This window comes from Hymenobacter telluris, assembly GCF_017313265.1.
Taxonomy (GTDB): domain Bacteria; phylum Bacteroidota; class Bacteroidia; order Cytophagales; family Hymenobacteraceae; genus Hymenobacter; species Hymenobacter telluris.
In genome coordinates this window covers 13,416-39,082 of sequence record NZ_JAFLQZ010000027.1, presented here as the reverse complement: position 1 = coordinate 39,082, position 25,667 = coordinate 13,416, and the positions used below count along the sequence as shown (strand labels likewise).

The following is a 25,667-nucleotide window of genomic DNA, read 5'->3' as shown; positions in this document are numbered from 1 at the left end:
AAAAACACGTGGAGGCACTTTCCCCCCAAACGTTATTCACGGGCCGCCAAGTGGTTTCGCTGCCCGAATGTGCTTCTACCAACAGCGAAGCACAAGATCTTATTCACAGAAACCGCGCCACCGACGGCTGCGTGGTAATAACCGACAAACAGACCGCCGGCCGAGGCCAGCGCGGTAATCGGTGGGAAGCTGCGCCCGGCGAAAACCTGACGCTGTCGGTGGTGTGGCGGCCGTCGTTTCTGCCCGCTCCCGACCAGTTTCTGCTGAGCCAAGCGGTAGCGCTGGCCGTGCACGACTGGCTGGTGACGCTGCTTGGCCCCGACCCCGCGCTTCGGGTGAAGTGGCCAAACGACATTTTCTTTGGAAACCGAAAGCTAGGGGGTATCCTGATTGAAAACACGCTCAGTGGCACAATGATTCAGCATAGCGTGGTTGGAATTGGGATAAATATCAATCAGCAGGAGTTTGGCACAGCTACCGCGGCTTCGTTGGCGTCGCTTACCGGCCGCGCTTACTCGCTGGAGCTACTGGCGAGCCGCTTACTCGAACACCTGGAACGGCGCTATTTGCAACTTCGCGCTGGCCGCCTTGCCGCCATCCGCCACGACTACCGGCAGGTGCTTTACCGGTATCGGCAACCGCATGCCTATGAGGTAGATGGACGGCAGATAACCGGCGAGATTATAGATGTAGATGAGGCAGGCCGCTTGGCCGTACTGACAAGCGGACAGGTGCGTTATTTCGACCTTAAAGAAATCCGCTACATCATCTGAAGTAGCCGATTAGTCGGTAAACAGGAGCTTTTTACCTATTTCCTTTTTCTCGCTGGCAGGAGCAGGCAACCTTTGAGCATCGTTTTACGAGTTACAGAGAAATAGCCGAGCACTTTAAGCTCAACGCAACCTTTTTGGCCCTTGCTTCATCTATGGTTCAGGTTACGGCTTGTAATTAGGCACGGTGCTTGTCTAGCTAAACTTGGAATGTAGCGGCTGTTATTTCAAACAGTTGCTATGTCAAAATAACTAAAAAACCCTATATTTAGAAGTTCCTTGCTTTGGAACCTCTTTACCGAAGCTGCTCACTCATGAAAATTTCTACTCGTTTGGTTGGAATTCTGGGCCTGATATTAGGCTCGCTTTCCTCGTATGCTGCTACAGTGGTAGTGGAAGTAGGCGACAATTTTTACCGTCCGGCTACTGTTACTATCCGCCCCGGTGACCAAGTGCGCTTCCTGAACGTAGGCACTAGCTCCCACCCTACCGTGTCGGACTCCAATCCGGCGTTGTGGCAGACGTTTGTCATTAGCACTTCCAATACCTCGTTTACCACTACTCCGCTTTCCACGGCCGGCACTTTCGCCTACCACTGCTCGGCCCACGCAGGTATGAATGGCAGCATCGTGGTTGACCCCAACGCTCCATTGGCTACCCTCGATGCCAAAGCGGCCAGCACCATGCTGAACGTATACCCGAACCCCAGCAAAGGCTTGGTGGTAGTGACGGTAAATCAAAAAGTGAATTCAGCTTACAAACTGCGCCTCACTAACATTCTGGGACGGGAGATTCGCAGCTTCATGCTCCAACCGGAGGCGGCCAGTGCCGGCATACCGCTCAACTTGTCGGATTTGCCAGCAGGCATGTATTTCTATAGCTTGGTGATGAACGACAAGGTAGTTTCTACGAAAAGATTCGTACTACAGAACTAATCGACTTCTTTTTATTTTGTCTTTTGAAAAAGCGGCCGCTACTTGGCCGCTTTTTTTATATCCACTAGCTGGCACTGGTTCACCCAGGCGTTGCATAAGCTACCATGCGGCCGGATTTATTCTCTACTTTTGAACTGTAACTCCTCTTCCTTGACCACAAGTCCGCGTCAGGCGACGACGGCCGGGGCCTGCCCCTCTACTATTTTACCGTATGCGCTCATACAAAAGCCTGAATAACCTGGTCGGCTGGCTGGTGTTTGCCATTGCCACCGTCGTTTACCTCATCACTCTGGAGCCTACGGCTTCGTTCTGGGACTGCGGCGAGTTTATCGCCTGTTCGTACAAGCTGCTGGTGCCTCACCCTCCAGGCGCCCCGCTGTTTCTGCTGCTGGGCCGGCTGTTTTCGCTGTTTTCCTTCGGCGACGTCACCAAGGTATCGGTGCTGGTGAATGCGCTGTCGGCGCTGAGCAGCTCGTTCACGGTGCTGTTTTTGTTCTGGACGATTACCATGCTGGCCAAGAAGCTGGTCCTGCATCAGCCCGGCGCGCTGGGCCACTCCGTGCCAAACGCACCAGAACCCACCTTCGGGCAGAGCCTGCTGATTCTGGGTGCTGGCGTGGTAGGCGCCTTGTCGTTTGCCTTCTCTGATTCGTTCTGGTTTAATGCCGAGGAAGGCGAGGTATACGCCATGTCGTCGCTGTTTACGGCGGCGGTGGTCTGGATTATGCTGAAGTGGGAAAACCGCGCCCACGAAGCTGATTCCGACAAGTGGTTGGTGCTCATTGCTTACGTCGTAGGCCTCAGTATTGGGGTCCACTTGCTGAACCTGCTGGCGTTGCCGGCGCTGGCTTTCATTTACTACTACCGTCGTACCCAGAACCCTACTACCTGGGGTGGCATCGTTACGCTGGTTATCAGTTTGGTAGTAGTGGGCCTGATTCTGGTGGGTATCATTCCGGGCTTGCCTTCATTGGCGGGTGGCTTCGAGGTGTTTTTCGTGAACAGCGTAGGGCTGCCCTTCAACTCGGGCATCATTATTTTCCTGGTGCTGTTTGTGGCGCTGCTGGTAGTTGGTTTCCGCTATTCCATCCATAAGCGCAACCGCCTGCTGAACACGGCCATGCTGAGCCTGGTGTTTATTCTGATTGGCTATTCCAGCTACCTCATCATCCCCATCCGGAGCAGCTACCACCCCACCATCAACGAAAACAACCCCGAGGACGTGCTCAGCTTTGTGAGCTACCTCAAGCGTGAGCAGTACGGCGACCGGCCCCTGCTGTACGGCCCGCAGTTCAACGCCCGCCCGATTCGCTATGAAGAAGGGGCCCCGCGCTACGTGCGTGAAGGCGACAAGTACGTGGTAGCTGAAAAGCGCCAGGTGGTAGTGTACGACGATGCCGACAAAATGCTGCTGCCGCGCATCTACAGCCCGCAGCCCGAGCACCTCTACAACTACCAGAAATGGGTGGATATCCGGGAAGGCGTGAAGCCGACGATGGGCCAGAACCTGTCGTTTTTGTTCCGCTACCAGATGGGCCACCAGTTCTGGCGCTACTTCCTCTGGAACTACGTGGGCCGCGAAAGTGACATCCAGCAGTCGGGTGGGCTGTGGCCCTGGAATGCCAGCAACGCCGGCGTGCCGGAGCGCATGGCCGACAGCAAAGCCCGCAATAATTTCTACGCTATTCCGCTGATTCTGGGCTTGATTGGCTTGTTTTACCAGTCGCGCCGCGACTCGCGCAACGCCTTCATTGTGGGCTTGTTGTTCGTGTTTACGGGCCTCGCCATTGTGGTCTACCTCAACCAGCCGCCCATCGAGCCGCGTGAGCGGGACTACACCTTCACCGGCGCGACTTATGCTTATGCCATCTGGATTGGCTTGAGCGTGTTGGGCCTGGCCGAGCTGCTTCGCTCGGTGCTGAAAGCTGATTCGGGCCGGGCCATTGCGGCTACCGCGCTGGGCTTGTTGGCACCGGTACTGCTGATTGCGCAAGGCTGGGACGACCACGACCGGTCGGACCGTTACAATTCCGTGGATTCGGCCAAGAACCTGCTGAACTCGTTGCAGCCCAACGCCATCCTGTTCACCAACGGCGACAACGACACCTTCCCGCTCTGGTACGCCCAGGAAGTGGAAGGCGTGCGCACCGACGTACGCGTGGCCGTATTGAGCTACCTGAATACCGACTGGTACATTCAGCAGATGAAGCGCCGCGCGTATGAGTCGCAGCCGCTGCCCATCTCCATGCCCAACGACCGGTACAAGCAAGGCACTAATGATTACCTGCCGTTCGCCGAAAACCCGTCGGTGAAGCAAATCAACCTGAAGGAATTTATTCAGTTGGTAACGCAGAACAGCGACCTGCTGAAGGTGTCGTACGACGAATCGGGGCCGGCTATGATGTCGTTCCCGAGCCCGAACTTCTTCCTCGACGTGGATACTACGGCTGTGGAAAAGCTGGGTATTGTGCCCAAGGACCGGCGCAAGCAGCTCGTGACCCGCATGGAGTGGAACATGGGCAAAGGCGCCATCGAGAAAAAAAACCTGGTGATTCTGGATATGCTGGCTACCAACAACTGGAAGCGGCCCATCTACTTCTCCAGCACCGTAGCCGGCGGCGACTTCATGAACCTCCAGCCTTATTTCCAGCTGGAAGGCATGGCCTACCGCATTCTGCCCCTGAAGGACCCGAACTACGAACCGCGCGGCGACGAAGGCTACGTGGCCACCGACCTGATGTATGAGAGCCTGATGAAGAAGTTCTCGTACCGCAACCTCGATAAGCCAGGTGTATTCTACGACGAAAACAACCTGCGCTTCCCGGCTAATTACCGCGACAAGTTCTCGCGCCTAGTTAATACTTATTTGGCGGAAGGCAACAAGGCGAAAGCCAAGGAAGTGCTAGACAAGTGCTTCACGGCCATGCCCGACAATACTATTCCGTACGACTACTACGCGCCGCAATTTGTGCCGGCCTTGGTGGAAGTAGGTGAGCGGGCCCGCGCCAACGACATCATGGACAAGATGATTAGCCGGGCCCAAGTGGCATTGCCGTACTACCAGACGCACAATCCGGCGCTGTTCGATATGGAAAACCAGACGTATCTGCTGAGCATGCAGAGCGTGTACCGCGCCGCCGAGCAGATTGGCGACAAGGCCCGGGCCACAAAAGCGCTGGAACTGCTGAACCAATACTATCCGCGCCAATAGTCGGAAATAGTACCGGAGCGTAATGCAAAGTTCCGTTTCGCGGCCCATGGACGAAAGCGCCGAGCTATTCGTTCTGATGGTCGCGAAACGGAACTTCGCGTTATAAGGGTGTACGCTACTCGTCTATGAAATACTTTTTGCTGTTGCTGGTAGCATTTGCCTCCCAAGCTGCCCTGGCCCAAAAGCGCGACTTTTCCGACCAGTACCGCGCCGACCGACGCATTCAGGTGGATACCCGCCGGGAGGGTGACAGCCTGCGTATTTATCTGCGCTTCCCTGACGGCAACGTGTTCCGGCAAGGCAACCCGCTACGCGTTACCGCGTGGCCTTCTTATGACTCCCGCCGACTGATTTGGACCGACACGGTGCGGCACCTCGCCCGGCGCGTCCGGCCCGATGAGCGGGGTGCACGGGTGGAGTTCTGCCTGCCTGTTGCGCAGCTGACCAGCGGCACGGTGCTTAGCCTGGCCTGCGCCCCGCCCGCCGAATCGGCCAACGGCGACGCGGCCTGGCTGCCTATTACCGCCGCACGCCTGGCTCGCCCTTACCTGCTGACCGATACTTTGGGCACTCCGCTGCTGCGCCGCTCAGTACGAGCCGGCGAGGCTTTTTTCGTGGACCGCTATGGGCCGGAGCAGCCGGTGCAGGTGCGCCGTTATGGTGCCTCGTTTGTACCGGCGCTACCTCCCCACGCCGACCCCGCCCGCCAGTCCACGGCCTCTCCCACTCTCTCAGTCACCGATTCGCTGTTTTTCCGCGCGGGCTTACCGGTGCAATTGCCCGAGGCTGGCCTTTACACACTTCGGCTAGTGGGCGAGAAGTCGTTGCTAGGGCTACTCGTAACGGACACCGACTACCCGGAACTCACCACTGCCGACGAACTGATTCAGCCATTGGTGTACCTGACCACCTCAGCCGAGCGCAAAAAGCTGTATGATGCGCCTAATCCTAAGCGGGCCGTGGATCAGTTTTGGTTGAATGCCGCCGCCAGCCAGCAGGTTATTGCCCGGCAAGCTATTCGCACGTACTACGGCCGCACTCGGTCAGCCAACGAGCTGTTTGTAGCCCACAAGGCTGGCTGGATGACCGACCGGGGTATGCTCTACATTGCCGTGGGGCCGCCCGACGCCGTGTACCGCACTGCTTCCGATGAGCGGTGGGTGTACCATGCTACCGATAATGGCGCGTCCAGTTCCTACACGTTCCGGCTTAAACCCAGTACCTTTGCCCCCGAACACTATGAACTGGTGCGCCGCCCCGAGTACGAACGTCTCTGGTATGCCGCCGTGGAGCAATGGAGAAAAGCAACGACGACCGCCCAAGGCCGCTAAAAGAGCGCCGCACTTATTACGACGCCGAAAACCGGCCGGTGCCGCGCGCCCCGCGCCCCGGCACCAACCGCCCCAGCCGCTCCGGCTCTGATGGCGAAACGCCCGCCGGCTACCGTCGCCCCGAAAGTAGGCCGGATGGCTTTGTTGATGCGCGCCCGGATGGTCCGCGTGGCAACTCCGAGCGTCGCTCGTATGACAAGCCCAAGCCGTTCTACGCCAACAAGCCAGCTGCTGACCGTAGCATTGATATGCTGTTTGGCTTGCGCCCCATTATGGAAGCTTTAAGCGCCGGTCGGACGCTGGAGAAGATTTTCCTACTGCGTGGCACCAAGAACAGCCTCACTCAGGAAATCAACGAAATGGCCCGGCAGCAGGGCATTCCGGTGTCGTCGGTGCCGGTGGAAAAGCTCGACAACCTGACCCGTAAAAATCACCAGGGTGCCGTAGCCTTTGTATCACCCATCGACTACATGCCGCTCGACAGCATTTTGTCGGGGCTGTATGAAGAAGGCAAAGTACCGTTTCTGCTGATTCTGGACCGGGTGACGGACGTGCGCAATTTCGGCGCCATTGCCCGCAATGCTGAGTGTATGGGTGTGCACGCCATTGTGGTGCCCAGCCAAGGCGCAGCCCAAATCAATGGCGACGCCGTGAAAACCTCGGCCGGGGCGCTCAACCTCATTCCGGTGTGCCGCGAGGCCAACCTGAAGAACACCCTGACGTATCTGCGCGAATCCGGCGTGCAAATCATAGCCTGTACCGAAAAGGCCGACGCCGGCCTGGAAACCGGCAGCGTGGACATGACCGGCCCCGTGGCCGTACTTATGGGCAGCGAGGAAGACGGCATTTCACCCGAGTACCTCCGCCTCTCCGACCACCGCCTCCGCATCCCGATGACCGGCCAGATTGGCTCCCTCAACGTATCCGTGGCCAGTGGCATCATGCTGTTCGAGGTACTGCGTCAGCGGCTTTTATCAATTAAAAATTGAGAATTAAAAATTAAAAGTCGGCCGTTCAACGGGTCTTTGCAGATTCGTTGAACGGCCGACTTTTAATTTTTAATTCTCAATTTTTAATTATACCCGATGCCCTTCTTGGCCTTCACATCAGCTACGAACTCCTTCACGCGCTGCTCCTCGGTGCGCTTGCAGATTAGGAGCACGTTGTCGTATTCGGCAATGATGTAGCCTTCGAGGCCTTGAACTACGACCAGACGCTCCGATGGGGTTTTGATAACGCACTCGGTGGTGTCATACAGGATAGCGTCGCCGTCGATGACGTTATTGTTTTCGTCGCGGCGGCCCATGCGATGCAGGGAATCCCAGGTGCCCAAGTCGCTCCACCCGAAATCGGCGGGCAGCACAAACACGTTGTCGGCTTTTTCCATGATGCCGTAGTCGATGCTGATGTTGCGGCAGCGGGAGTAGGCTTCGGTGATAAACGCCTCTTCCTGCGCGGTACCCAACTGCGCCTGACCATCGTCAAACACCTCGGCAATATCACTGAGGTAGTTGTGGAAGGCCTGCACGATTACGTCGGCGCGCCACACAAACAAACCAGAGTTCCAGAGGAAGTCGCCGCTTTGCAGGAACATCTCGGCTAGCTCCAGATTCGGCTTTTCCGTGAAGGTTTTCACCTTTTTCAGGCCGTTCGGCAGGCTGCTAGCTTCTTCGTCGATGTATTGAATGTAGCCGTAGCCAGTATCGGGGCGCGAGGGCTGAATGCCGAGCGTGATGAGAACCTCATGCGTACGGGCCACATCAACGGCCTGGCTGATAACGTGCCGGAACTCTTCTTCGCGTTGTACTGCGTGGTCGGCCGGTGATACTACGATTACGGCTTTGGGGTCGCGCTTGGCAATGCAGTAGCTGGCGTAGGCAATGCAGGGAGCCGTGTTACGGCCGATGGGCTCGCCCAGAATCTGGTCGGCTGGCAGGTTGGGCAGATGCTGCTGTACAAGCTCCCGATAGTCGCGGTTGGTTACTACAAACACGTTTTCGGGCGGGCAGATGCCGGCAAATCGGTCTACGGTCAGTTGCAACATCGAGCGGCCCACGCCGAGCACATCATGAAACTGCTTGGGGTGGTTGGTGCGGCTGAAGGGCCAGAAGCGGCTACCAATGCCGCCCGCCATTACAACGAGATAAGTATGTTGCATAATAAGGTGAAACTGCCGCAGCTAGAATGGTTGAAGTACTGCAAATATCTGATTTTAACGGGAACCTTTCTCTACTTGGCAAAGCCGGGAGAGAAATACTTAATCTTTCCCTAATACAACGGCGCTTAAATTATACCAATCCTTCGCGCAACAGATCATGCAAGTGAATAAAGCCGCTGAACTGTCCTTGCTCCGTGACAATAAGCTGCGTGATATTGCGCTGCTGCATCCGGGCTAAGGCCTCTACGGCAAAATCATCCACGTCAATTTCCACGGGGTTAGGCGTGAGAATATCCTGGGCCCGCACGTCTTCCAGGCGGCCAGCAAACGTGCTGAGCATGCGGCGCAAGTCGCCATCAGTAATGATGCCGCGCAGTTGGCCGGTGGCATCCAGCACGGCCGTAGCCCCGAGGCGCTTGCCTGATATTTCCAGAATAATGTCCTTGAGCGGCGCATCGCTCAGTACTTGGGGCTGCTGATTCTGGCGGCTTAAGTCGCCCACTTTCAAGTAAAGCTGCTTGCCGAGCGTACCGCCGGGGTGCAGGCGCGCAAAATCCTGGCGGGTGAAGTCACGGCTTTCCAGCAAACACACGGCCAGCGCATCACCCAAGGCCAGTGCGGCGGTGGTGCTGGTAGTGGGTGCCAGGTTATGCGGGCAGGCTTCGCGCGTTACAGGCGCGTGCAGCACGTAGTCGGCTTCGCGGGCCAGGTAGGAATCGGCGTTGCTGACCAGGGCGGCCATTGGTACGCCTTTGCGCTTGAGCAGCGGCACCAGCACCTTTATTTCGGGGGTGTCGCCGCTCTTGCTGATGGCTATTACAAAATCTTCGGGCTGAATCATGCCCAGGTCGCCGTGAATGGCATCGGCGGCGTGCATGAACAAGGCGGGTGTGCCGGTGGAGTTTAAAGTGGCCACCATTTTACCGGCAATATGGGCGCTTTTTCCGATGCCCGTCACCACTACTCGGCCTCGCAATGAGAGGATTACCTCTACACATAATGCAAAATCCGGTGTCTGCTCAATGGCCTCGGCTACGCCCCGAATAGCGTCCGCTTCATTTAGCAGCACTTTTTTTGCAATGGAATGAAGTTCTTTTTGCGGTTTCAATCTAAATTTGATTAGGTTTTGAGTATCGGGGAAGTGAGATAGAGCGGTTTTGTCTTACTCCCTGTTGTCTCATGCCGAATACTTCAAAATTCCCTAGATTGAGATAGGCAAGCCGCTACGTGTGGTGAAGCTCTATCTGAATCTTCCAACCCAGCAAGTGAGGATGTCAATGCCAGCTGTGAATAATGTAGTTAGCCAGGCGGCTGATTTGAAAGGCAAGTTAAAGGAAGTTTTTGGGTACGGTCAGTTCCGCGGTACGCAGGAAGCCATTATCCAGAACGTTATCGAGGGGCGCAACACGTTTGTGATTATGCCCACCGGAGCGGGTAAAAGCCTTTGCTACCAGCTACCAGCCTTAGTGCTGCCCGGCACAGCCATCGTTATTTCGCCGCTCATTGCCCTGATGAAAAATCAGGTGGACCAGCTCAATGCCTTCGGCGTGAATGCCCAGTTTCTGAACTCGACGCTCACCAAAGCCGAGATGAACCGGGTAAAGAAAGACGTTATCAGCGGCGAAGTAAAGCTGCTCTATGTGGCCCCGGAGTCCTTGACTAAGGATGAAACCATCGACTTCCTGCAAAAGGCTACCATTTCGTTTGTAGCCATTGACGAGGCGCACTGCATTTCAGAGTGGGGCCACGACTTCCGGCCCGAGTACCGCCGCATTCGGGGCATCATCGACAACATTGGGCAGGTGCCGGTTATTGCCCTCACGGCCACGGCCACGCCCAAAGTGCAGCTCGATATCCAGAAGAACCTGCAAATGGACGACGCCTCGGTGTTCAAAACGTCGTTCAACCGCACCAACCTCTACTACGAAGTTCGGCCCAAGCACAACACCAAAAAGCAGCTGATTCAGTACGTAAAGCAGCGCAAAGGCTTGGGGGGCATTATTTATTGCCTGAGCCGCAAGAAGGTAGAGGAAATTGCCGAGCTGCTGAAGGTCAACGACGTGCGGGCCCTGCCCTACCACGCCGGCCTCGACCCGCACGTGCGTATGGCCAACCAGGATGCCTTCCTGAACGAAGACTGCGACGTAATTGTGGCCACCATTGCCTTCGGCATGGGTATCGACAAGCCCGACGTGCGCTTTGTGATTCACTACGACACACCCAAGAGCATTGAGGGTTACTACCAGGAAACCGGCCGCGGTGGCCGCGACGGCCTCGACGGGGACTGCCTGATGTTCTACAGCTACGACGACATTGTGAAGCTGGAGAAGTTCAACAAGGACAAGCCGGTAACGGAGCGCGACAACAGCAAGCTGCTGCTTCAGGAAATGGCCAACTACGCCGATTCGGCGGTGTGCCGGCGCAAGCAGCTGCTGCACTACTTCGGGGAGCATTTCGAGAAAGACTGCGGCTTCTGCGACAACTGCAAGCACCCCAAAGAGAAGTTTGAAGCGAAAGAGGAAGTATTGCTGGCCTTGAAAGCGGTGGTGCAAACCGAGCAGCGCTTCGGCCTCGACCACATCGGCACCGTGCTCATGGGCATGAACAACGCCCACGTGGAAAGCTACGGCCACAACGGCCTCCCGATTTACGGGCAGGGCAAAGACCACGACGCGCAGTACTGGCATTCGTTGTTGCGCCAGTGCCTGATTTTTGGTTTCTTAGAGAAGGATATCGACAATTTCGGCGTTGTAAAAATTACGGATAAGGGTATGGACTTCATCGAAAATCCCCAATCAGTTAAGCTCACCAAAGACCACGACTACGACGAGGAGGTGAAGGAGGAGCAGGAGCAGGAAGAAGTGCAGCAAGCCGCCGGCCACGACGAAGCCTTGTTCGAGATGCTCAAGGCGCTCCGTAAAAAGATGGCCAAGGAGAAAGACCTGCCGCCGTACGTGCTGTTCCAGGACCCGTCGCTCAAGGAAATGGCCACCACCTTCCCCACCAGGATGGATGAGCTGGCCCACGTGGGCGGCGTTGGGCAAGGCAAGGCGCAGAAATTCGGCCCGCCGTTCCTGGCGCTCATCAAGAAGTACGTGGAAGACAACGACATCATGACGGCTTCGGACGTGGTGGTGAAGTCGGCCGTCAACAAGTCGAAAATCAAGATTTACATCATCCAGCAAATCGACAAAAAGATGGACCTGGAGGAAATTGCTTCCTCTAAAGGCATCGACATGCGCGAGTTGATGGAGGAAATCGAGCACATCTGCTACTCCGGCACCAAGCTCAACCTCGACTACTACATCAACGGACTGCTGGACGAGGAACGTCAGGAGGAAATCTACGACTACTTCATGTCGGCCAGCACCGACAACATTGCGGTGGCCTTGAAAGAGCTGGGTACTGATGACTACACCGAGGAAGACCTGCGCCTGATGCGCATCAAGTTCCTAAGCGAAGTGGCCAACTAGGAACGCGGATTTTGCAGATTTTTCGGATTGGTCGGATTTTGTAGACGACACGCCGCCGCTATACTGCGTTGATTTCACTTAAAAGCCGTTGCCTTAGGGGAACGGCTTTTTCGTTGTGCTTGGGTTTGTGGCGTTCCGCTTTCGATATAGATCAGATGTAGGCTACTGCGCACGGGATAATCCGGCAAATCGGCTACCTTCAAAGCCTTGCTTTTCAACTCTCCTTTTCCATGTCCATTCATACTTCTTTTGCTCCCGTGCGGGCAGGCCTAACACTGGTAGTTAGCTCCTTGACGGTGCTAAGCGTGTCGGCGGCTAACCCATTGATGCCGGCATTCAACCAGCCTATTGCGTTCAGCAAAGTCACGAAGGCCGATGTGCAACAGGCAACGGCCACGGTTATAGCGGGCACCAAAACGTCGTTGAACGCCATTTACAGCGTACCGACCGGCAAGCGCACCTTCACCAATACCATGGTGGCGCTCGACAACCTGAGCGACGACATCGACCGAGTGGCTGGGCCCATCAGCATCCTGTTCAATGCCAGCCCCGATTCCACTATTCGCAACCAAGCCCAGAAAAGCCTGGCGCAAATCAGCAAGTATGGCAACGAGCTGGCCCTCGACGAAAAGCTGTACCGCGCCATCAAGGACTACTCGAAATCTAAAGAGGCGCTGGCACTAACCGGGGCACGCAAGAAATTTGTAACCGAAACCATCGAGGAATATGAGCGCAACGGCTTTGCTCTCACGCCCGAAAAGCGCAAGGAGCTGCAAAAGCTAAACGACAAAATCGGGGACCTGAGCATTGCCTTTGGGGCCAACATTGCCAAAGACCAGAGCTTCCTGATGGTGAGCGAGGCCGACATGAAAGGCCTGCCCGAGGACTTCAAAAAGAGCCGCACCAAAGCTGGCGACGCCTACCGCATTACGGTGGACGGCCCCACGTACAGCACGTTCATGAAATACGCCGAGTCGGAGCCGATGCGCAAGCAGCTCTACACGCTGTATAACAACCGCGCCGCCGATACCAACCTGGAAGTGCTGAAACAACTGCTGATTGAGCGGCAGAAGAAGGCCCAGCTGCTGGGCTACAAAACCTACGCCGCTTACCAGACCAGCAGCCGTATGGCCAAAACGCCCGAAACGGTGTGGGCTTTCGAAACCAAGCTGGTGGACCGAGTGAAGCAGAAAAGCCAGCAAGACCTAGAGGAGTTGCTGGTAGTGAAGCGCGCCTACCTCAAAGACCCCAGCGTGAAAACCATTGCGCCCTGGGAAAGCAGCTTCTACAGCAACCTGCTGATGAAAGACAAATACCAGCTCGATGCCGAGAAAGTAAAGGAGTACTTCGAGGTGAACCACGTGGTAGATGGCCTGTTCCAAACCACGCAGCAGCTGTTCGGGCTGAAATTCAACGAGGTGAAGGATGCTTCGGTATGGCACAAGGATGCGCGCATGTTTGAGGTGCAGCGCGACGGAAAGCTCATCGGCCGCTTCTACCTCGACCTGTTTCCGCGCGACAACAAGTACACCCACGCCGCCTGCTTCGGCATTGAATCGGGCAAAGCCACAGCTAAAGGCTACCAGTTGCCCACGGCGGCCTTGCTCTGCAATTTCAACGCGCCTACCCCCGGCAAGCCGGCCCTGATGAGCCACAGCCAAGTAGTGACGTTTTTCCACGAGTTCGGCCACGTGATGCACAACCTGGTGACGACGGTCGAGCTTTCCAGCCAGTCGGGTACCAGCGTGAAGCGCGACTTTGTGGAGGCGCCTTCGCAAATTCTGGAGAACTGGGCCTGGAACTACGACGCCCTCAAAACCTTTGCCAAGCACTACCAGACCGGCGAGGTGCTGCCCAAGCCGCTGTATGACAAGATGTGGGCCGCACGCAACGTAGGCTCCGGCATTGGCGCCTCGCAGCAGATCCTATACGGCACCCTTGACATGACCTTGCACGACAAGTTCGACCCGAACGGCACCGAAACGACTACCGAGGTACTGAAGAAGCTACAAAACCAGATTACCCCTTTCGCCTACCTCGACGGCACCAACATGCAAGCTGCGTTCGGCCACCTCACCGGCTATGGCGCGGGCTACTACGGCTATATGTGGTCGAAAGTGTACGCCGAAGACATGTTCTCGGTGTTCGAGAAAAACGGCGTGATGGACCAGAAAACCGGCCTCCGCTACCGCGACTTAATTCTGGCCAAAGGCGGCACCGATGACGAGTATCAGCTGGTAAAAAACTTCCTTGGCCGCGAGCCCAACCAAGAAGCTTTCTTCAAGTCGTTAGGCCTGTAGTGATTTGTCCGTTTTCTCTGGAAACTGATAAGGGATATATAAAAAGGGCTTGGAGCATCTGCTCCAAGCCCTTTTTATGTCAATCGGCTACAAAATCTGTGTAATCCGAAAAATCTGCAAAATCCGCGTTCTAGCAGTACTCTTCGAAAGCGCCTTGCAGGTTATTAACGATGCGCATCAGGTCGTTGCCTTCGATGTGGTAACGCTCAATCATGTGCACCAGCTCGCCGTCTTTGAAGAGGGCAATGGCGGGGCTGCTGGGCGGATAGGGCAGCAGGTGCTCACGCACTTTGGCTACAGCTTCGGTTTCCATGCCGGCAAATACCGTCACGAGTTTGGTCGGCTTCTTTTCGGAGCTAGCCACGGCCATTTTCAGGGCCGGGCGGGCTTTGCCAGCGGCGCAGCCACACACCGAGTTAACAGCCACCAGTACGGTGCCGCTCTGCTCGCCAAGAACAGACTCTACTTCTTCGGGGGTCATGAGCTGCTCGAAGCCAGCCTCTACGAGGTCTTGGCGGATGGGGGCAACCATGTATTCTGGGTACGTAGCCATAGGTAAAAGCTAGGCGTTGGGGTGAGAGGTGAAAAAACCACGCGCCGCAGTGGCACGTTGGGGTTACAAAAATACGCAAACATCAGTGCCCCGCCGGAAGTTTGATTTATAGTTACTGCGCGGGGTGCTTGCTAAGACGCAAATGGAGGTCGTACCAACTCCACCTGTTGCTCTTAGGCTGTAAACCGCTCACTTTCCTCGTAACCCTACTCCACCATGACGTACGCCGAATTCGACGCTTCCCTCACCCAGCACACCCCTCCAGCCGGCCTTTCACCGCTCCTGCTGGCGCTTTGGCACACTGGCCGCGACGAGTGGGCTGAGGCACACGACATTGCCCAAGACCACGAGGGCGAGCCGGCCTATGACTGGCTGCACGCCCTGCTGCACCGCCAGGAAGGCGACACCACCAATGCCGCCTATTGGTACCGCCGCGCCGGCCGCCCCGCTTTCGACGGCTCCACCCGCCATGAGTGGCAAACATTGGTGAAGTCGCAGCTCAAGGAGCAAACGAAGTAGGCAAGCTGCTACTTCATCTTAAAATAGTTTTATAAAACAATAAAAATAACAAGCTATTGACGCCTATTCAGCAATAAAAATTATATTTATCCAGTAAAACCAATTGACTGGATGTGATGCGGAACATACTACTCTTAACTGCTGCCCTCGGCCTAACCGGCTTAGCTGCGCAAGCGCAGGTAGATTCGGTGCGGGCCTCTACCCTACCGCCGGCCCAGCAAGCCGAAAAGCTCTATAACAGCGGCGTAGCCAAGTTCAACCAGAAAAGCTACCGCGCTGCATTACAGGACTTTGACCGGGCACTGGCGTTGCGGCCCGATTTTGCCAAGGCATTCTACAACCGCGCCACCACCCGCTACGAGCTGAAAGACTATCAGCCTGCCGTGCAGGACTATGACGAGGCCCTGAAGCTGGAGCCCGCCAGTGGCACCGCTTACTTTGGGCGGGCCCAGGCCCGGGAGGCGCTGAAACAGCCTGCGGAAGCCGAGCAGGATTACTCGAAAGCCGTGGAAGCCAACGCCGCTTACGCTCCTGCCTGGTACTACCGCGGGGCGTTGCGTTTCGAAAAAGCTGATTACGCTGCCGCCAAAGCCGATTTCGACCAAGCCATCAAGGCCGACCCCGGCTACGCCTACGCCTGGCACGACCGGGGCAGCGCCCAGCGCCAGCTCAACAACTACCCCGCTGCCATTCAGGATTATACCAAGGCCCTGGCCCTGCAACCCGAGCTGCTGCCGGCCCTCCTGAACCGCGCCGGCACCAAGCGCCGCGCCGGCGACCTGAAAGGTGCCCTCCAAGACTACGCCGACTACCTCCAGAAAAAGCAGGACAACCCCGTAGCCTACACCAACCGCGGCGCCACTCGCTACGAAGCCGGCGACTACAAGGGCGCGGCCGAGGATTTCGGGCGCGCGGTGGCCCTGGATGCCACCTACGCCTTTGCCTGGAACAACCGCGCGGCTGCTTACCTCAAGCTCGAAGACTACCAGAAAGCGGAAGCCGATGCCAGCAAAGCCCTGGCCCTCAACCCGCAATACGGCGAAGCCTACCTCAACCGGGGCCACGCCCGCGAAATGCTGCGCAACCCCACGGGCGCCTGTCAGGATTGGCGCAAAGCCGCCGAGCTGGGCCTGGAAATTGGGACGAATTATGCCGCCAACTCTGGCTGCGGCGAAGGCAACTAAGTTAAGTAGGCCCGTCAGGCTGAGCGCAGCCGAAGCATCTCTACCGCCAAACTAGATTCTGACGTGAGGACGAACGAAGCAATAGAGATGCTTCGCCTGCGCTCAGCATGACGGTCAAATAATAAAACTATGTACAAGTATCTACTCGCCCTGCTTCTGCTGTCCACGGCCGCCCAGGCCCAAAGCGTGGAGTTTAGCAAGGAACGATTCGGCAGCAATAAGGACGGCTTGAAAGCGGCCCTCAAGGATATTAAGCTAGGGGATGAATGGTACGCCAACGACCCGCCCCGCTACGAGCAGGCCCTGCCGCACTACCTGGAAGCTCAGAAGTTCAACCCCGAAAACGCGGAGCTGAATTTAAAAATCGGGGAATGTTACCTGCATTCCGGCTTCAAGCCCCGGGCTTTGGCCTACTTGCAAAAGGCCTATCAGCTGAACTCCGGCGTTGATCCGCGCATTCATTACCTGTTGGGCCGCGGCCTGCACCTGAACGGCAAGTGGCCGGAAGCCATAGCCGAATACAAGCAAGCCACGCCCGCCACCGGCACCAAGAACTCGGCCGGTTTCACCCAAGACATTCAAAAGAAAATAGCCGAGTGCGAAAACGGCCGCAAGCTGGCCGCCAAGCCCACTCGCGTGTTTATCGATAATGCCGGACCGGGCGTGAACTCGCCGTACCCGGAGTATGGGCCGGTTATTTCAGCCGACGAATCGGTGATTCTGTTTACGTCGCGGCGGCAGGGCTCGACGGGGGGCGAGAAAGACCCGGAATCAGGAGGCTTTTTCGAGGATGTGTACCAGAGCAACCGCGAAGGCGACACCTGGGGACCGGCGCGCAACCTGGGCGAAACGGTAAACAGCTCCGGCCACGATGCCACCGTGGGCCTTGCGCCCGACGCGCAGCGCATGTTGGTGTACGTGGAAGACAACGGCGGCGACCTGAACGAAGCCAGCCTACGCGGCGCCACCTGGCTGAAGCCCCAGCGCCTTGGCAACCGCATCAACAGCAAAGCCCACGAGTCGTCGGCGGCGTACACGCCCGATGGCAAGAGCCTGCTGCTGGTGAGCGACAAGCCCGGCGGCCTGGGTGGGCGCGACATTTACAAGGTGGAAATTGAAGGCCGTGGCCCAGCCGTAAACCTCGGACCGACCATCAATACCCCATATGGCGAAGAAGGCGTTTTCCTGCACCCCGATGGCAAAACGATGTACTTCTCATCGGAAGGGCACAGCTCGATGGGCGGCTACGACATCTTTAAATCCACGTACGAAAACGGCAAGTGGAGCACGCCCGAAAACCTGGGCTGGCCCATCAATACCCCCGACGACGACGTGTTTTTTGTGGTATCGGCCTCGGGCCGGCATGGCTACTATTCGTCGTTCCGCGACGACGGGTTGGGCTCCAAGGACATCTACCAGATTACGTTTTTGGGTCCGGAAAAGCCACCGGTGCTCAGTCAGGAAGACCAATTGCTAGCCTCGCGCGCCCAACCGGTGAAAGAAACCCTGCTGGCGCCGCCCGTGCCCGTAGCTACCACCCAGGTGACTATTCTGAAAGGCACCATTACCGACGATGCCAGCAAGCAGCCGGTGGAAGCCACTATTGATGTGGTGGACAACAGCTTAAACCGCATTATTGCCTCGTTCCGAGCCAATGTGCAGTCGGGGCGCTATCTGGTGTCGTTGCCATCGGGGGTGAACTATGGTATTGTGGTGCGGCAGGAAGGCTACCTGTTCCATTCTGAAAACTTCGATTTGCCGGCGGGTACGGCCTATTCGGAAGTGGTGAAGGATGTGCAGCTCAAGAAGCTGGATGTGGGCGTGAAAGTGGTGCTCAACAACATCTTCTTCGATACTGGCAAAGCCACGCTGCGTAAGGAAAGCACCGCTGAACTAGAGCGCCTGCAAAAGCTACTAGTGGAAACGCCGGCGTTGCGCCTGGAAATATCGGGCCATACCGATAACGTGGGTACTGCCGCTACCAACCGAGAGCTAAGCCAACGCCGCGCCAAAACGGTAGTGGACTACCTCACCCAAAAAGGCATAGCCCAAGACCGCCTGACGTCGGCTGGCTACGGCGACACGCAGCCGGTAGTCCCCAACACCACCAAAGCCAACCGCCAGCTTAACCGCCGCACCGAGTTCAAGGTAACCGGCAAGTAGGTTCCTTCGGCCGCAGACCTGAGCATCGATACCGCATAGCGCTATAGTCCCAACAACACACAACAACTGGATAAACGTTTTTCACAGGCAGTTCATCGGGCCGCAGAGGCGGTTCCCCGTTGGTGGAGGGAGCTGGCGCACTTCAGCTAGTATCTTGCTGAACGTTCTGTTGTTGTCTTTTCTGCTTTGCGGCCTGTGCCTGTATTTCGCGTTTCTCTTGTGCTGTTTCGTTGCCTGCTGGCGTTGCTGTTTCTGCTGCCTGCTGGGAGCGGCCAGGCCCAAACGGTACCTGCCCGGCAATTTTTGAAGCAGTTTGGGCCAGCCGAAGGCTTGGCGGCACCGTTCATCTATGCGCTGGCCCAAGATCAGCAGGGCTACCTCTGGATTGGGACGGCCGAGGGACTCGTGCGTTACGATGGCGCCGAATTTCGCAGCTATACCACCAAAGAAGGACTGGCCGAAGACTTCGTAACAGGCTTGCAGCTTGATTCCGCCACCGGCCAACTGCTGGTGCAGCACTACCAAGGCGGCCGCTCCAGGCAGCATGGCACGGCATTTCGCAAACTACCTCCTACTCCCAAGCCATACCCCTCGCCCACCGATACGGCCGCTACTGCCTGGCAGACCCGATTGGCGGCGCAGCTACCAGCCGGCGCAGTGGTGCAGTGCACCTTGCTGGATACGGAAGGCAACCGGTGGCTGGGCACCGCCGGCCAGGGCTTGTGGCGCCTGACGGATGGGCACCTAACTTTTTTTCCGGTTTCGCCCCGCCCTACTGTTGTCTTTGGCGCAGCCGATTTGCTGCAATTAGGCACCACCCAAGGTGTACAGCAAGTTATTCCGGGTCCGGCTAGCGTGCGGCTAACTCCTACTGCGCCTGGGTTCCGGCAGGAAATTACCGCGCTGGATGGCACCAAGGCCGGCACGCTGCTGGGCACTGCCGGGCAGGGCCTGTGGCTGCAAGTGCGCGGCAGTTTCCTTACCAATAACCCTAAGTTTCGCTCATCATCCCAGCCAGTACGTCTCGCCCGGCTACCCGCCGACTTACGCATTACGGCACTGGCCCCAGATCAGCAGCAAGGGCTATGGGTTGGCACGATTGGCGAAGGAGTCTGGCACTTAACTGCCGATGGCAGAACAGAGCACTACACTACTGCCAACGGGCTGCTACACAATGATATTTACACGTTACTCATTGACCGCCGAGGACGCGTATGGTTTGGCACCCACGGTACGGGGGTAGCTATGCGCCAACCCAATGGGCGTTTTGTGGTGTACCGCCTGCTGCCCGGTGGCGAAGACATAGCCGCTCTGCACGAAGATGCCGCCGGCCGAATTTGGGTAGGTACCGAGGGCGACGGAGTATACTGCTTCGAGCAGGGCCACTTCCGCCAATATACCACCCGTCAGGGTCTGCCGACCAACTACTGCTACGGGTTCCTCAACCAGCCCAACGGCAACCTCTTGCTGCTTCACCGAAACGCACTAAGCTGTTTCGACCACCGTACCCGGACGTTCCAACTTCTCACTTCGCCCGAAAACCCCTTGGTGCGCGACCTACTGCCTAATTCTTTGGTAGCAGATGCGACGAATGCAACGTGGCTGGCCAGCCGCACCGGACTGCTTCGCCTTTCTAACCCGTTGCATCCCGCCAACGCTACTCCTAAACTCAGCATTCCGGTTGTGGAAGTGGACGGCGAGCCGCGCCGTGCCCCAGATTTTGCCGGTCGCACCTTGGCAGAACTGCCCGCCAAGCAGCATCGGGTGGCTTTCCGGTTTCGGGCGGCTAGTTTAGCTCCGGCTGGTACCTGGCAGTACCAGCACCGCCTGCGCGGCTACGTGGAAGACTGGAGCCCGCCAGCCACCCAAAACGAAACCCAGTTTCCGCGTCTCGACGCTGGCAGCTACGTGTTTGAGGTGCGCGCCCGGCGGGGAGAGCAGGGAGCTTGGAGCCAACCGGCAGCCGTTTCGTTCGGTATTGCCACCCCATTTTGGCGGACGTGGTGGTTTGCGGCGCTGAGTGCAGTGGCAGTAATGGCGGGCATTTGGGCGTTTGTACGGGGCCGTGAAGCAGTGCTGCGGCAGCAAAAGTTTCAGCTGGAAACCACCGTGCGCGAACGAACCCAGGAACTGCGTCAGCAGAAGGCGCACATCGAAGAGATGAATGCCGAACTGACCGTAGCCCGCGACGTAGCAGAAGCCTCCCGCAAGGCGAAAGCGCAGTTTTTGGCCAATATGAGCCACGAAATCCGGACGCCGATGAACGCCGTGATTGGCCTCTCGCATCTGCTGCGCCAGACGCCCCTCAACGCCGAGCAAAGCGACTATTTGGAAGCCGTGCAGTCGTCGTCGCAGAACTTGCTGGTCATCATCAACGACATTCTGGATTCCTCTAAAATTGAGGCCGGCAAGATGACGTTGGAGCGCACCGCGTTTCGGCTGCCGGAGTTACTGCGGCGCGTAGCCAGTATGTTCCGCTTCGCTACCGAAAGCAAACACCTCTATTTCCGGCTTGACATTGCCCCACAAGTGCCGGCAGCTGTCCTCGGCGACCCAGTGCGGCTGAACCAGGTGCTCGTCAACCTCATCGGCAATGCCATCAAGTTCACGACCACCGGCGGCGTCACGGTGCGCGTATCAGTGGTAGCGGCTACCGATACGGAACTGCCCACAGTGCGTTTTGCGGTGCACGATACCGGTATTGGCATTCCCGCCAACAAGCTTGACGCCATTTTCGAAGACTTCTCCCAAGCCAACACCAGCACCACCCGGCAGTTCGGTGGTACGGGCCTCGGCCTGAGCATTGCCCGTAATCTAGTGGAGCTGCACGGCGGCCGGCTGTGGGTGGAAAGCGAAGATGGGATAGGCTCAGTGTTCAGCTTCGATATTCCATATCCGGCGGCCGACCCTGCTACGATTCCGGCCGAGGCCAGCTTGGCGGTAGGCCGCTTCGAGCCAGCCCTGCGTGTGCTGGTGGCCGAGGACAATGAGATGAACCAGCTAGTAGCCCGCAAAACGCTGGAAGCCTGGAATGTGCACGTTAGCATTGCAGCCAACGGCCGTCTGGCCGTGCAGGCAGCCGAAGTTGAAACGTTTGATGCCGTGCTGATGGACGTGCAAATGCCGGAAATGGACGGCTACGAAGCTTCCCGGCAGTTACGCGCCTTATTCCCTGATGCCAAGCAGCTTCCCATTATCGGCCTCACCGCCTCTGCCTTGCCCGAAGACCGAGCCCTGGCGCTGGAAGCCGGCATGAACGACACGCTAGCCAAGCCTTTCGACCCGGCTCTGCTATTCTCCCGGCTGGCATATTACACTGACCGCACCACCGTTCCGGCAGCTCCATCAGTTGCTTCCGCACCACCCGAAACTTTACCTTCCGCTACCGTCGATTGGACGTTGCTCGAAGAACTGGCCGGAGGCAACGAAACCTTCATCCAACAGATTGTCAAGACCTTTCTAACGCAGGCTCCGATTCTGGAACAGCAACTAACTACTGCGGTTTCAGCCTCCGACAATAGCGCCTTGGCTCGGGCGGCGCACAAGCTAAAAGGCCAAACTGCTTATTTTGGCGTCGAATATCTGCAAACAACCCTCGAGCAACTAGAGCAGCACGCTCAGCAAGATGCACTAGCTGACGTAATTAATACCTTAGTAAACCAGGTGCAGGAGCAATTAGCACTACTTTACCCAGAGTTGGAAGCCCGGCTGGCCAGCTGATTTAAGCGCTTATTTTAATATGAAGTGGATAGTTTACCTTTGAAAATATGCCGACTTCTGTTTCCCCCCTGCGTTGCCTCGTCGTTGACGACGACCCGCTTTCCATACAAGTGGTTGAAAACTGTATTGCCAGTACGCCTTTCCTAACTAGCGTAGGCAACTGCGAAAGTGCTGTAGCCGCTGCGGAAGTACTGCGCCAACAGGAGGTGGACTTGCTGTTCTTGGACGTGGAAATGCCGCTCATGTCAGGCATCGACCTGCTTAGCACGCTCCAGAATCCGCCCTTAGTTGTGCTTATCACCAGCAGCAAGCAATATGCGGTTGAGGCCTTTGAGTACGACGTTGTTGACTACTTGGTGAAACCGGTCAGCTACGCCCGGTTTCTGAAGGCCGCTCAACGGGCCCTGGAACTGTCGCAGGCTCACCCAAGCACCGAGCCCACGGTACCAGCCGATGCCGATTTCACTTTCATGAAGGTAGACACCAAGCTGGTGAAGGTGCTGTTCGACGAAGTACGTTACGTGGAAGCCCTCGGCGACTATGTGCACATTGTTACGGGCCAAAGCAAGCTCATCGTGTATAGTACGATGAAGGCCGTGGAAGAAAAATTTCCTGACACCTTATTTGTGCGCGTCCACCGCTCCTTTATCGTCAATCTCAAGCGGGTGCAGGCCATCGAAGACAACACCATTATTATCGACAACAAACACATTCCCATCGGCCAGACCTATATGCGGGAGGTGTTTCAACGCCTTAATAAGTTTTGATTGTTGGCTCACGTTCTTTTCCACGTCTTGAAGTGAAACAAGGCCGCAAAACTCTAGCAAAGTATTTACGGCTGGTTTTGCTGATACAGTTGGCTATGGTTTTCAGCCAAACCGCCTGGGCGCAGCGCGACGGCGACACGACCAGCGTAGCCTGTCCGCCGCCGCGGGTGGTGGAGCTTTGCGTAGATCTGGATGCTAGTGCCTCTGTAGATCCGGCGGCGGGGCCGCTTACCTACCGTTGGCAGATGGGCGACGGCACGACACTCACGGGCCCCATTGTGTCGCACTGCTATACGGCTCGGCGTGCCTACACTGTGCAGCTCGACGTAGTGGACAATAAAACCGGTGAGGTACGCAAGGCCGAAAAGATTATCCCCGTCGATTTCACCAAGGAAATCGTCCTCAATTTCACGGCCACACCGGATACCATTCGGGCTGGCCAATCCGTTGCCTTTGATGCCGTTGATTCGCAATTGCCACTCTGCGAAAACGTGGTAATACTCTGGGATTTCCGGGATGGCGTGGTAAGCAACGGGCGCCGCGTGCAACACACCTTCCGGCGCCCCGGCCAGTACGCCGTTCGCATGGCATTGCGCGGCAACGGCCCCGACAGTTGCCCCGACAGCCATTGTGTAAGCCGGGTTATTACGGTGCTACCCGCCACCACTCCGAAGTAGAACCCTAAGTATCCCTACATAGCCCTAGCTAATCACTCGCCGTTCAGTGAGAGTTTGGCGTTTTAGCAGACAACCCAACAAGCGGCGCACTGTAACAGAGGTTCTATTACAGTACGCCGCCCTACACCAGATGCCGGCTTTCTTCGGTCACTTGTGCGGCGGTTACTTTCAGAATTTCCAGCGCCAGCGCCCATAAATCCTCGTAAGGCACAATCTCGATTTCCGAGAAAGCCTCACCGGGTGGCGGAGCAGCTTGCATCTTTTTCAGTAATGGTTCGCCTAGCTGCTGGCTAAGTGCCGGGTCGAAATCAGACTTCACGGTAATGGCCAGCAACCGAAAAAACAATTGACTACGCAGGGCTCCAGCGTCGCGCAAGTGGCGCTGCTGATACTTCCGCAAGCCTTCCAGTCTTACCAATAGCCCTTCTAGGTCGCGCTGCCGCAGGTAGTACAGAAACTGTAGAATCAGCACGGCCACGTTGTAGCCCTGCTTGTCGCGGCTGTGGCTGGGAACGGTCTGCACAAAGGCGTTGAAACTGCGCATGCGCAATGGTGAGCCTTCCGGGCGCACAAATTGCAGATAGGCTTCATATAAGTCCCAGCGCTGTTGTGCTGCTTGGCGCTGCTTGGCGTAATACATGCTCTTCCGAGCCGATTGCAACAGATCCTGCGCCTGGCCATACTGCCCGGCATGGATAGCCAGCAACAGGTAGGTTTCCAGAAAATACAGCCAGTTAGCCGCCGAATAATGGAAATCTTTTGCGTAGTCTTCCGCCAGTTTCAATCCCTCCACCGGCTGCTGATTGCGCAAGTGCGCATATACGCTCATGTAGTTATTGTAGCGCTTATCGAAACGCTTGCGGTTTATGGTACCCTTTTCCCAGCTACGAGTGGTTGCGGTGGTTAGCCGAATAATTTCCTTGTAATTGCCTACCAGTTCCTCTTGGGCAAGCCGCGTCCGATAATGAAAGATAAAGGTAGTGAAGGTATTAGCTACCTGATGCAGCTCCTCTAGCCGGTTGGCATAAGCACTGATTTTCTCTAGCACTAATCTTCTTGACCGCACTGTATGTGCCAGCATTGACTTGGCCTCCCAGTAAACTTGCGCGGCTTCCTCTTCCAGCGCCAGTAGCTTCTGGTTGGCAGCCAGTTTCTTGTTGTTGCTCTTGAAGTTGCTGGGCCTTTGCAAATCAACATACATGCTGCGTAGCAATTGTCCGCACAACACTGCATATTGGGTGAACTCAAGGGTTTCAGCCAACCGCAATGCCTTGCGAGCTAAGCGTTCAGCAATGGCGTATTCCCCTTCCTGATGGAGTGTGCTAATCTGATAATATAAGCTCAGACATTGTTGCTCATACCGGCGGGAAATAGGGTGCCTGGGGTCCGATTCGTCTAGAAAGAAGAGATGGTTCAGCAACTTCTGCTGCACTCTGGATTTAAGTTTCCGGAAGGCTGTGTGGCTTGCTGTGTCGCTTTTGCCATATAGCTCCCTTATGGTCTGCTGTTGCGTGCGGCTCTGATTGTCCACCAGCATATTCACAAGGGTCATCTCCTTGTTAGCGCCACTTTTGGCGTTGAAATCAAGGAGTGGCAGCACTTTCAGACGCCTGTCTGTCACAATCTGCGCCAAATTGATCAACTCTTCCATCCTATAAACACTTGTCTACACGCTGAACAGCATTTTCAATACCACCATGGTTGCTGAAACTACGTCACAAAATAACCAGGTTTTTCCTTTACAGTCCCTTCCTATTGAATGAACCTTTGTAACTAGGAAAATACACCTTTTTTATTGGCTAAATGTCACAAATCAGTCCCTTTTATGCAGCTAAGCTAGGCCTGTATGGTAGTGTGCAAAGGAGAATAATGTTAATTATATTTCAAAATTACCATAACTAATTTA

General features: G+C 56.4%; 17 protein-coding genes. 13 read left to right on the top strand and 4 right to left on the bottom strand.

Features of this window, described 5'->3' with window-relative positions; translation table 11 throughout:
* Positions 1-8 precede the first annotated feature (8 nt).
* The 5 genes from J0X19_RS23540 to rlmB all read left to right on the top strand — a co-directional run bounded on the left by J0X19_RS23540 (position 9) and on the right by rlmB (position 7,236).
* Positions 9-773 carry a biotin--[acetyl-CoA-carboxylase] ligase gene (locus tag J0X19_RS23540; RefSeq protein WP_317194812.1) on the top strand — a complete coding sequence of 255 codons (765 nt, stop codon included), beginning with the start codon at positions 9-11 and terminating at the stop codon, positions 771-773.
* Positions 774-1,084: 311 nt separating this feature from the next.
* The gene (locus tag J0X19_RS23535) at positions 1,085-1,705 is read left to right on the top strand and encodes a T9SS type A sorting domain-containing protein (RefSeq protein ID WP_206986872.1); all 621 of its coding nucleotides are present in this window, start codon (positions 1,085-1,087) and stop codon (positions 1,703-1,705) included.
* Between the two features lie 211 nt (positions 1,706-1,916).
* Positions 1,917-4,916 carry a glycosyltransferase family 117 protein gene (locus J0X19_RS23530; RefSeq protein WP_206986871.1) on the top strand — a complete coding sequence of 1,000 codons (3,000 nt, stop codon included), beginning with the start codon at positions 1,917-1,919 and terminating at the stop codon, positions 4,914-4,916.
* 125 nt (positions 4,917-5,041) lie between these two features.
* Positions 5,042-6,247: a GWxTD domain-containing protein gene (locus J0X19_RS23525; protein ID WP_206986870.1), complete on the top strand. Its 1,206-nt coding sequence runs from the start codon at positions 5,042-5,044 to the stop codon at positions 6,245-6,247.
* Positions 6,211-7,236: a 23S rRNA (guanosine(2251)-2'-O)-methyltransferase RlmB gene (gene rlmB / locus J0X19_RS23520; RefSeq protein WP_307788523.1), complete on the top strand. Its 1,026-nt coding sequence runs from the start codon at positions 6,211-6,213 to the stop codon at positions 7,234-7,236. Before J0X19_RS23525 ends, rlmB begins: the two co-directional genes overlap by 37 nt.
* Positions 7,237-7,319: 83 nt before the next feature.
* Here the strand turns inward: rlmB and J0X19_RS23515 are convergent, their stop codons facing one another.
* Both J0X19_RS23515 and J0X19_RS23510 read right to left on the bottom strand, forming a co-directional pair.
* The gene (locus tag J0X19_RS23515; RefSeq protein WP_206986869.1) at positions 7,320-8,405 is read right to left on the bottom strand and encodes a mannose-1-phosphate guanylyltransferase; all 1,086 of its coding nucleotides are present in this window, start codon (positions 8,403-8,405) and stop codon (positions 7,320-7,322) included.
* Positions 8,406-8,535: 130 nt separating this feature from the next.
* Positions 8,536-9,513, bottom strand: coding sequence for a KpsF/GutQ family sugar-phosphate isomerase (locus tag J0X19_RS23510; RefSeq protein WP_206986868.1), 978 nt, complete (start codon positions 9,511-9,513; stop codon positions 8,536-8,538).
* 178 nt (positions 9,514-9,691) lie between these two features.
* Between J0X19_RS23510 and recQ the strand changes: the two genes are divergently transcribed.
* Both recQ and J0X19_RS23500 read left to right on the top strand, forming a co-directional pair.
* Positions 9,692-11,878, top strand: a complete 2,187-nt coding sequence (gene recQ, locus J0X19_RS23505; RefSeq protein ID WP_317194810.1) for a DNA helicase RecQ — start codon at positions 9,692-9,694, stop codon at positions 11,876-11,878.
* A 230-nt stretch (positions 11,879-12,108) separates the two neighbouring features.
* The gene (locus J0X19_RS23500; protein WP_206986867.1) at positions 12,109-14,178 is read left to right on the top strand and encodes a M3 family metallopeptidase; all 2,070 of its coding nucleotides are present in this window, start codon (positions 12,109-12,111) and stop codon (positions 14,176-14,178) included.
* 130 nt (positions 14,179-14,308) lie between these two features.
* Here the strand turns inward: J0X19_RS23500 and J0X19_RS23495 are convergent, their stop codons facing one another.
* The gene (locus tag J0X19_RS23495) at positions 14,309-14,731 is read right to left on the bottom strand and encodes a BrxA/BrxB family bacilliredoxin (RefSeq protein ID WP_206986866.1); all 423 of its coding nucleotides are present in this window, start codon (positions 14,729-14,731) and stop codon (positions 14,309-14,311) included.
* A 216-nt stretch (positions 14,732-14,947) separates the two neighbouring features.
* Here J0X19_RS23495 and J0X19_RS23490 point away from each other — a divergent pair, with 216 nt between their 5' ends.
* The 6 genes from J0X19_RS23490 (at position 14,948) to J0X19_RS23465 (ending at position 23,761) form a co-directional block, all read left to right on the top strand.
* Positions 14,948-15,250: a hypothetical protein gene (locus J0X19_RS23490; protein ID WP_206986865.1), complete on the top strand. Its 303-nt coding sequence runs from the start codon at positions 14,948-14,950 to the stop codon at positions 15,248-15,250.
* A gap of 116 nt (positions 15,251-15,366) precedes the next feature.
* Positions 15,367-16,434 (top strand): tetratricopeptide repeat protein, encoded by a 1,068-nt coding sequence (locus J0X19_RS23485; protein WP_219167897.1) that lies wholly within the window; start codon positions 15,367-15,369, stop codon positions 16,432-16,434.
* A 129-nt stretch (positions 16,435-16,563) separates the two neighbouring features.
* Positions 16,564-18,597 (top strand): OmpA family protein, encoded by a 2,034-nt coding sequence (locus J0X19_RS23480; RefSeq protein ID WP_206986863.1) that lies wholly within the window; start codon positions 16,564-16,566, stop codon positions 18,595-18,597.
* Between the two features lie 195 nt (positions 18,598-18,792).
* A complete protein-coding gene (locus tag J0X19_RS23475; RefSeq protein ID WP_206986862.1) occupies positions 18,793-22,317 on the top strand; it encodes a hybrid sensor histidine kinase/response regulator in 3,525 nt (1,174 codons plus the stop codon).
* Positions 22,318-22,364: 47 nt separating this feature from the next.
* Entirely contained in the window at positions 22,365-23,084 is a 720-nt protein-coding gene (locus J0X19_RS23470) for a LytR/AlgR family response regulator transcription factor (RefSeq protein WP_206986861.1), read from the top strand.
* Positions 23,085-23,179: 95 nt separating this feature from the next.
* Complete coding sequence (locus tag J0X19_RS23465; RefSeq protein ID WP_206986860.1) at positions 23,180-23,761, top strand: PKD domain-containing protein; 582 nt, start codon at positions 23,180-23,182, stop codon at positions 23,759-23,761.
* 121 nt (positions 23,762-23,882) lie between these two features.
* Here the strand turns inward: J0X19_RS23465 and J0X19_RS23460 are convergent, their stop codons facing one another.
* Complete coding sequence (locus J0X19_RS23460; protein WP_206986859.1) at positions 23,883-24,962, bottom strand: hypothetical protein; 1,080 nt, start codon at positions 24,960-24,962, stop codon at positions 23,883-23,885.
* Between the last annotated feature and the right edge of the window lie 705 nt (positions 24,963-25,667).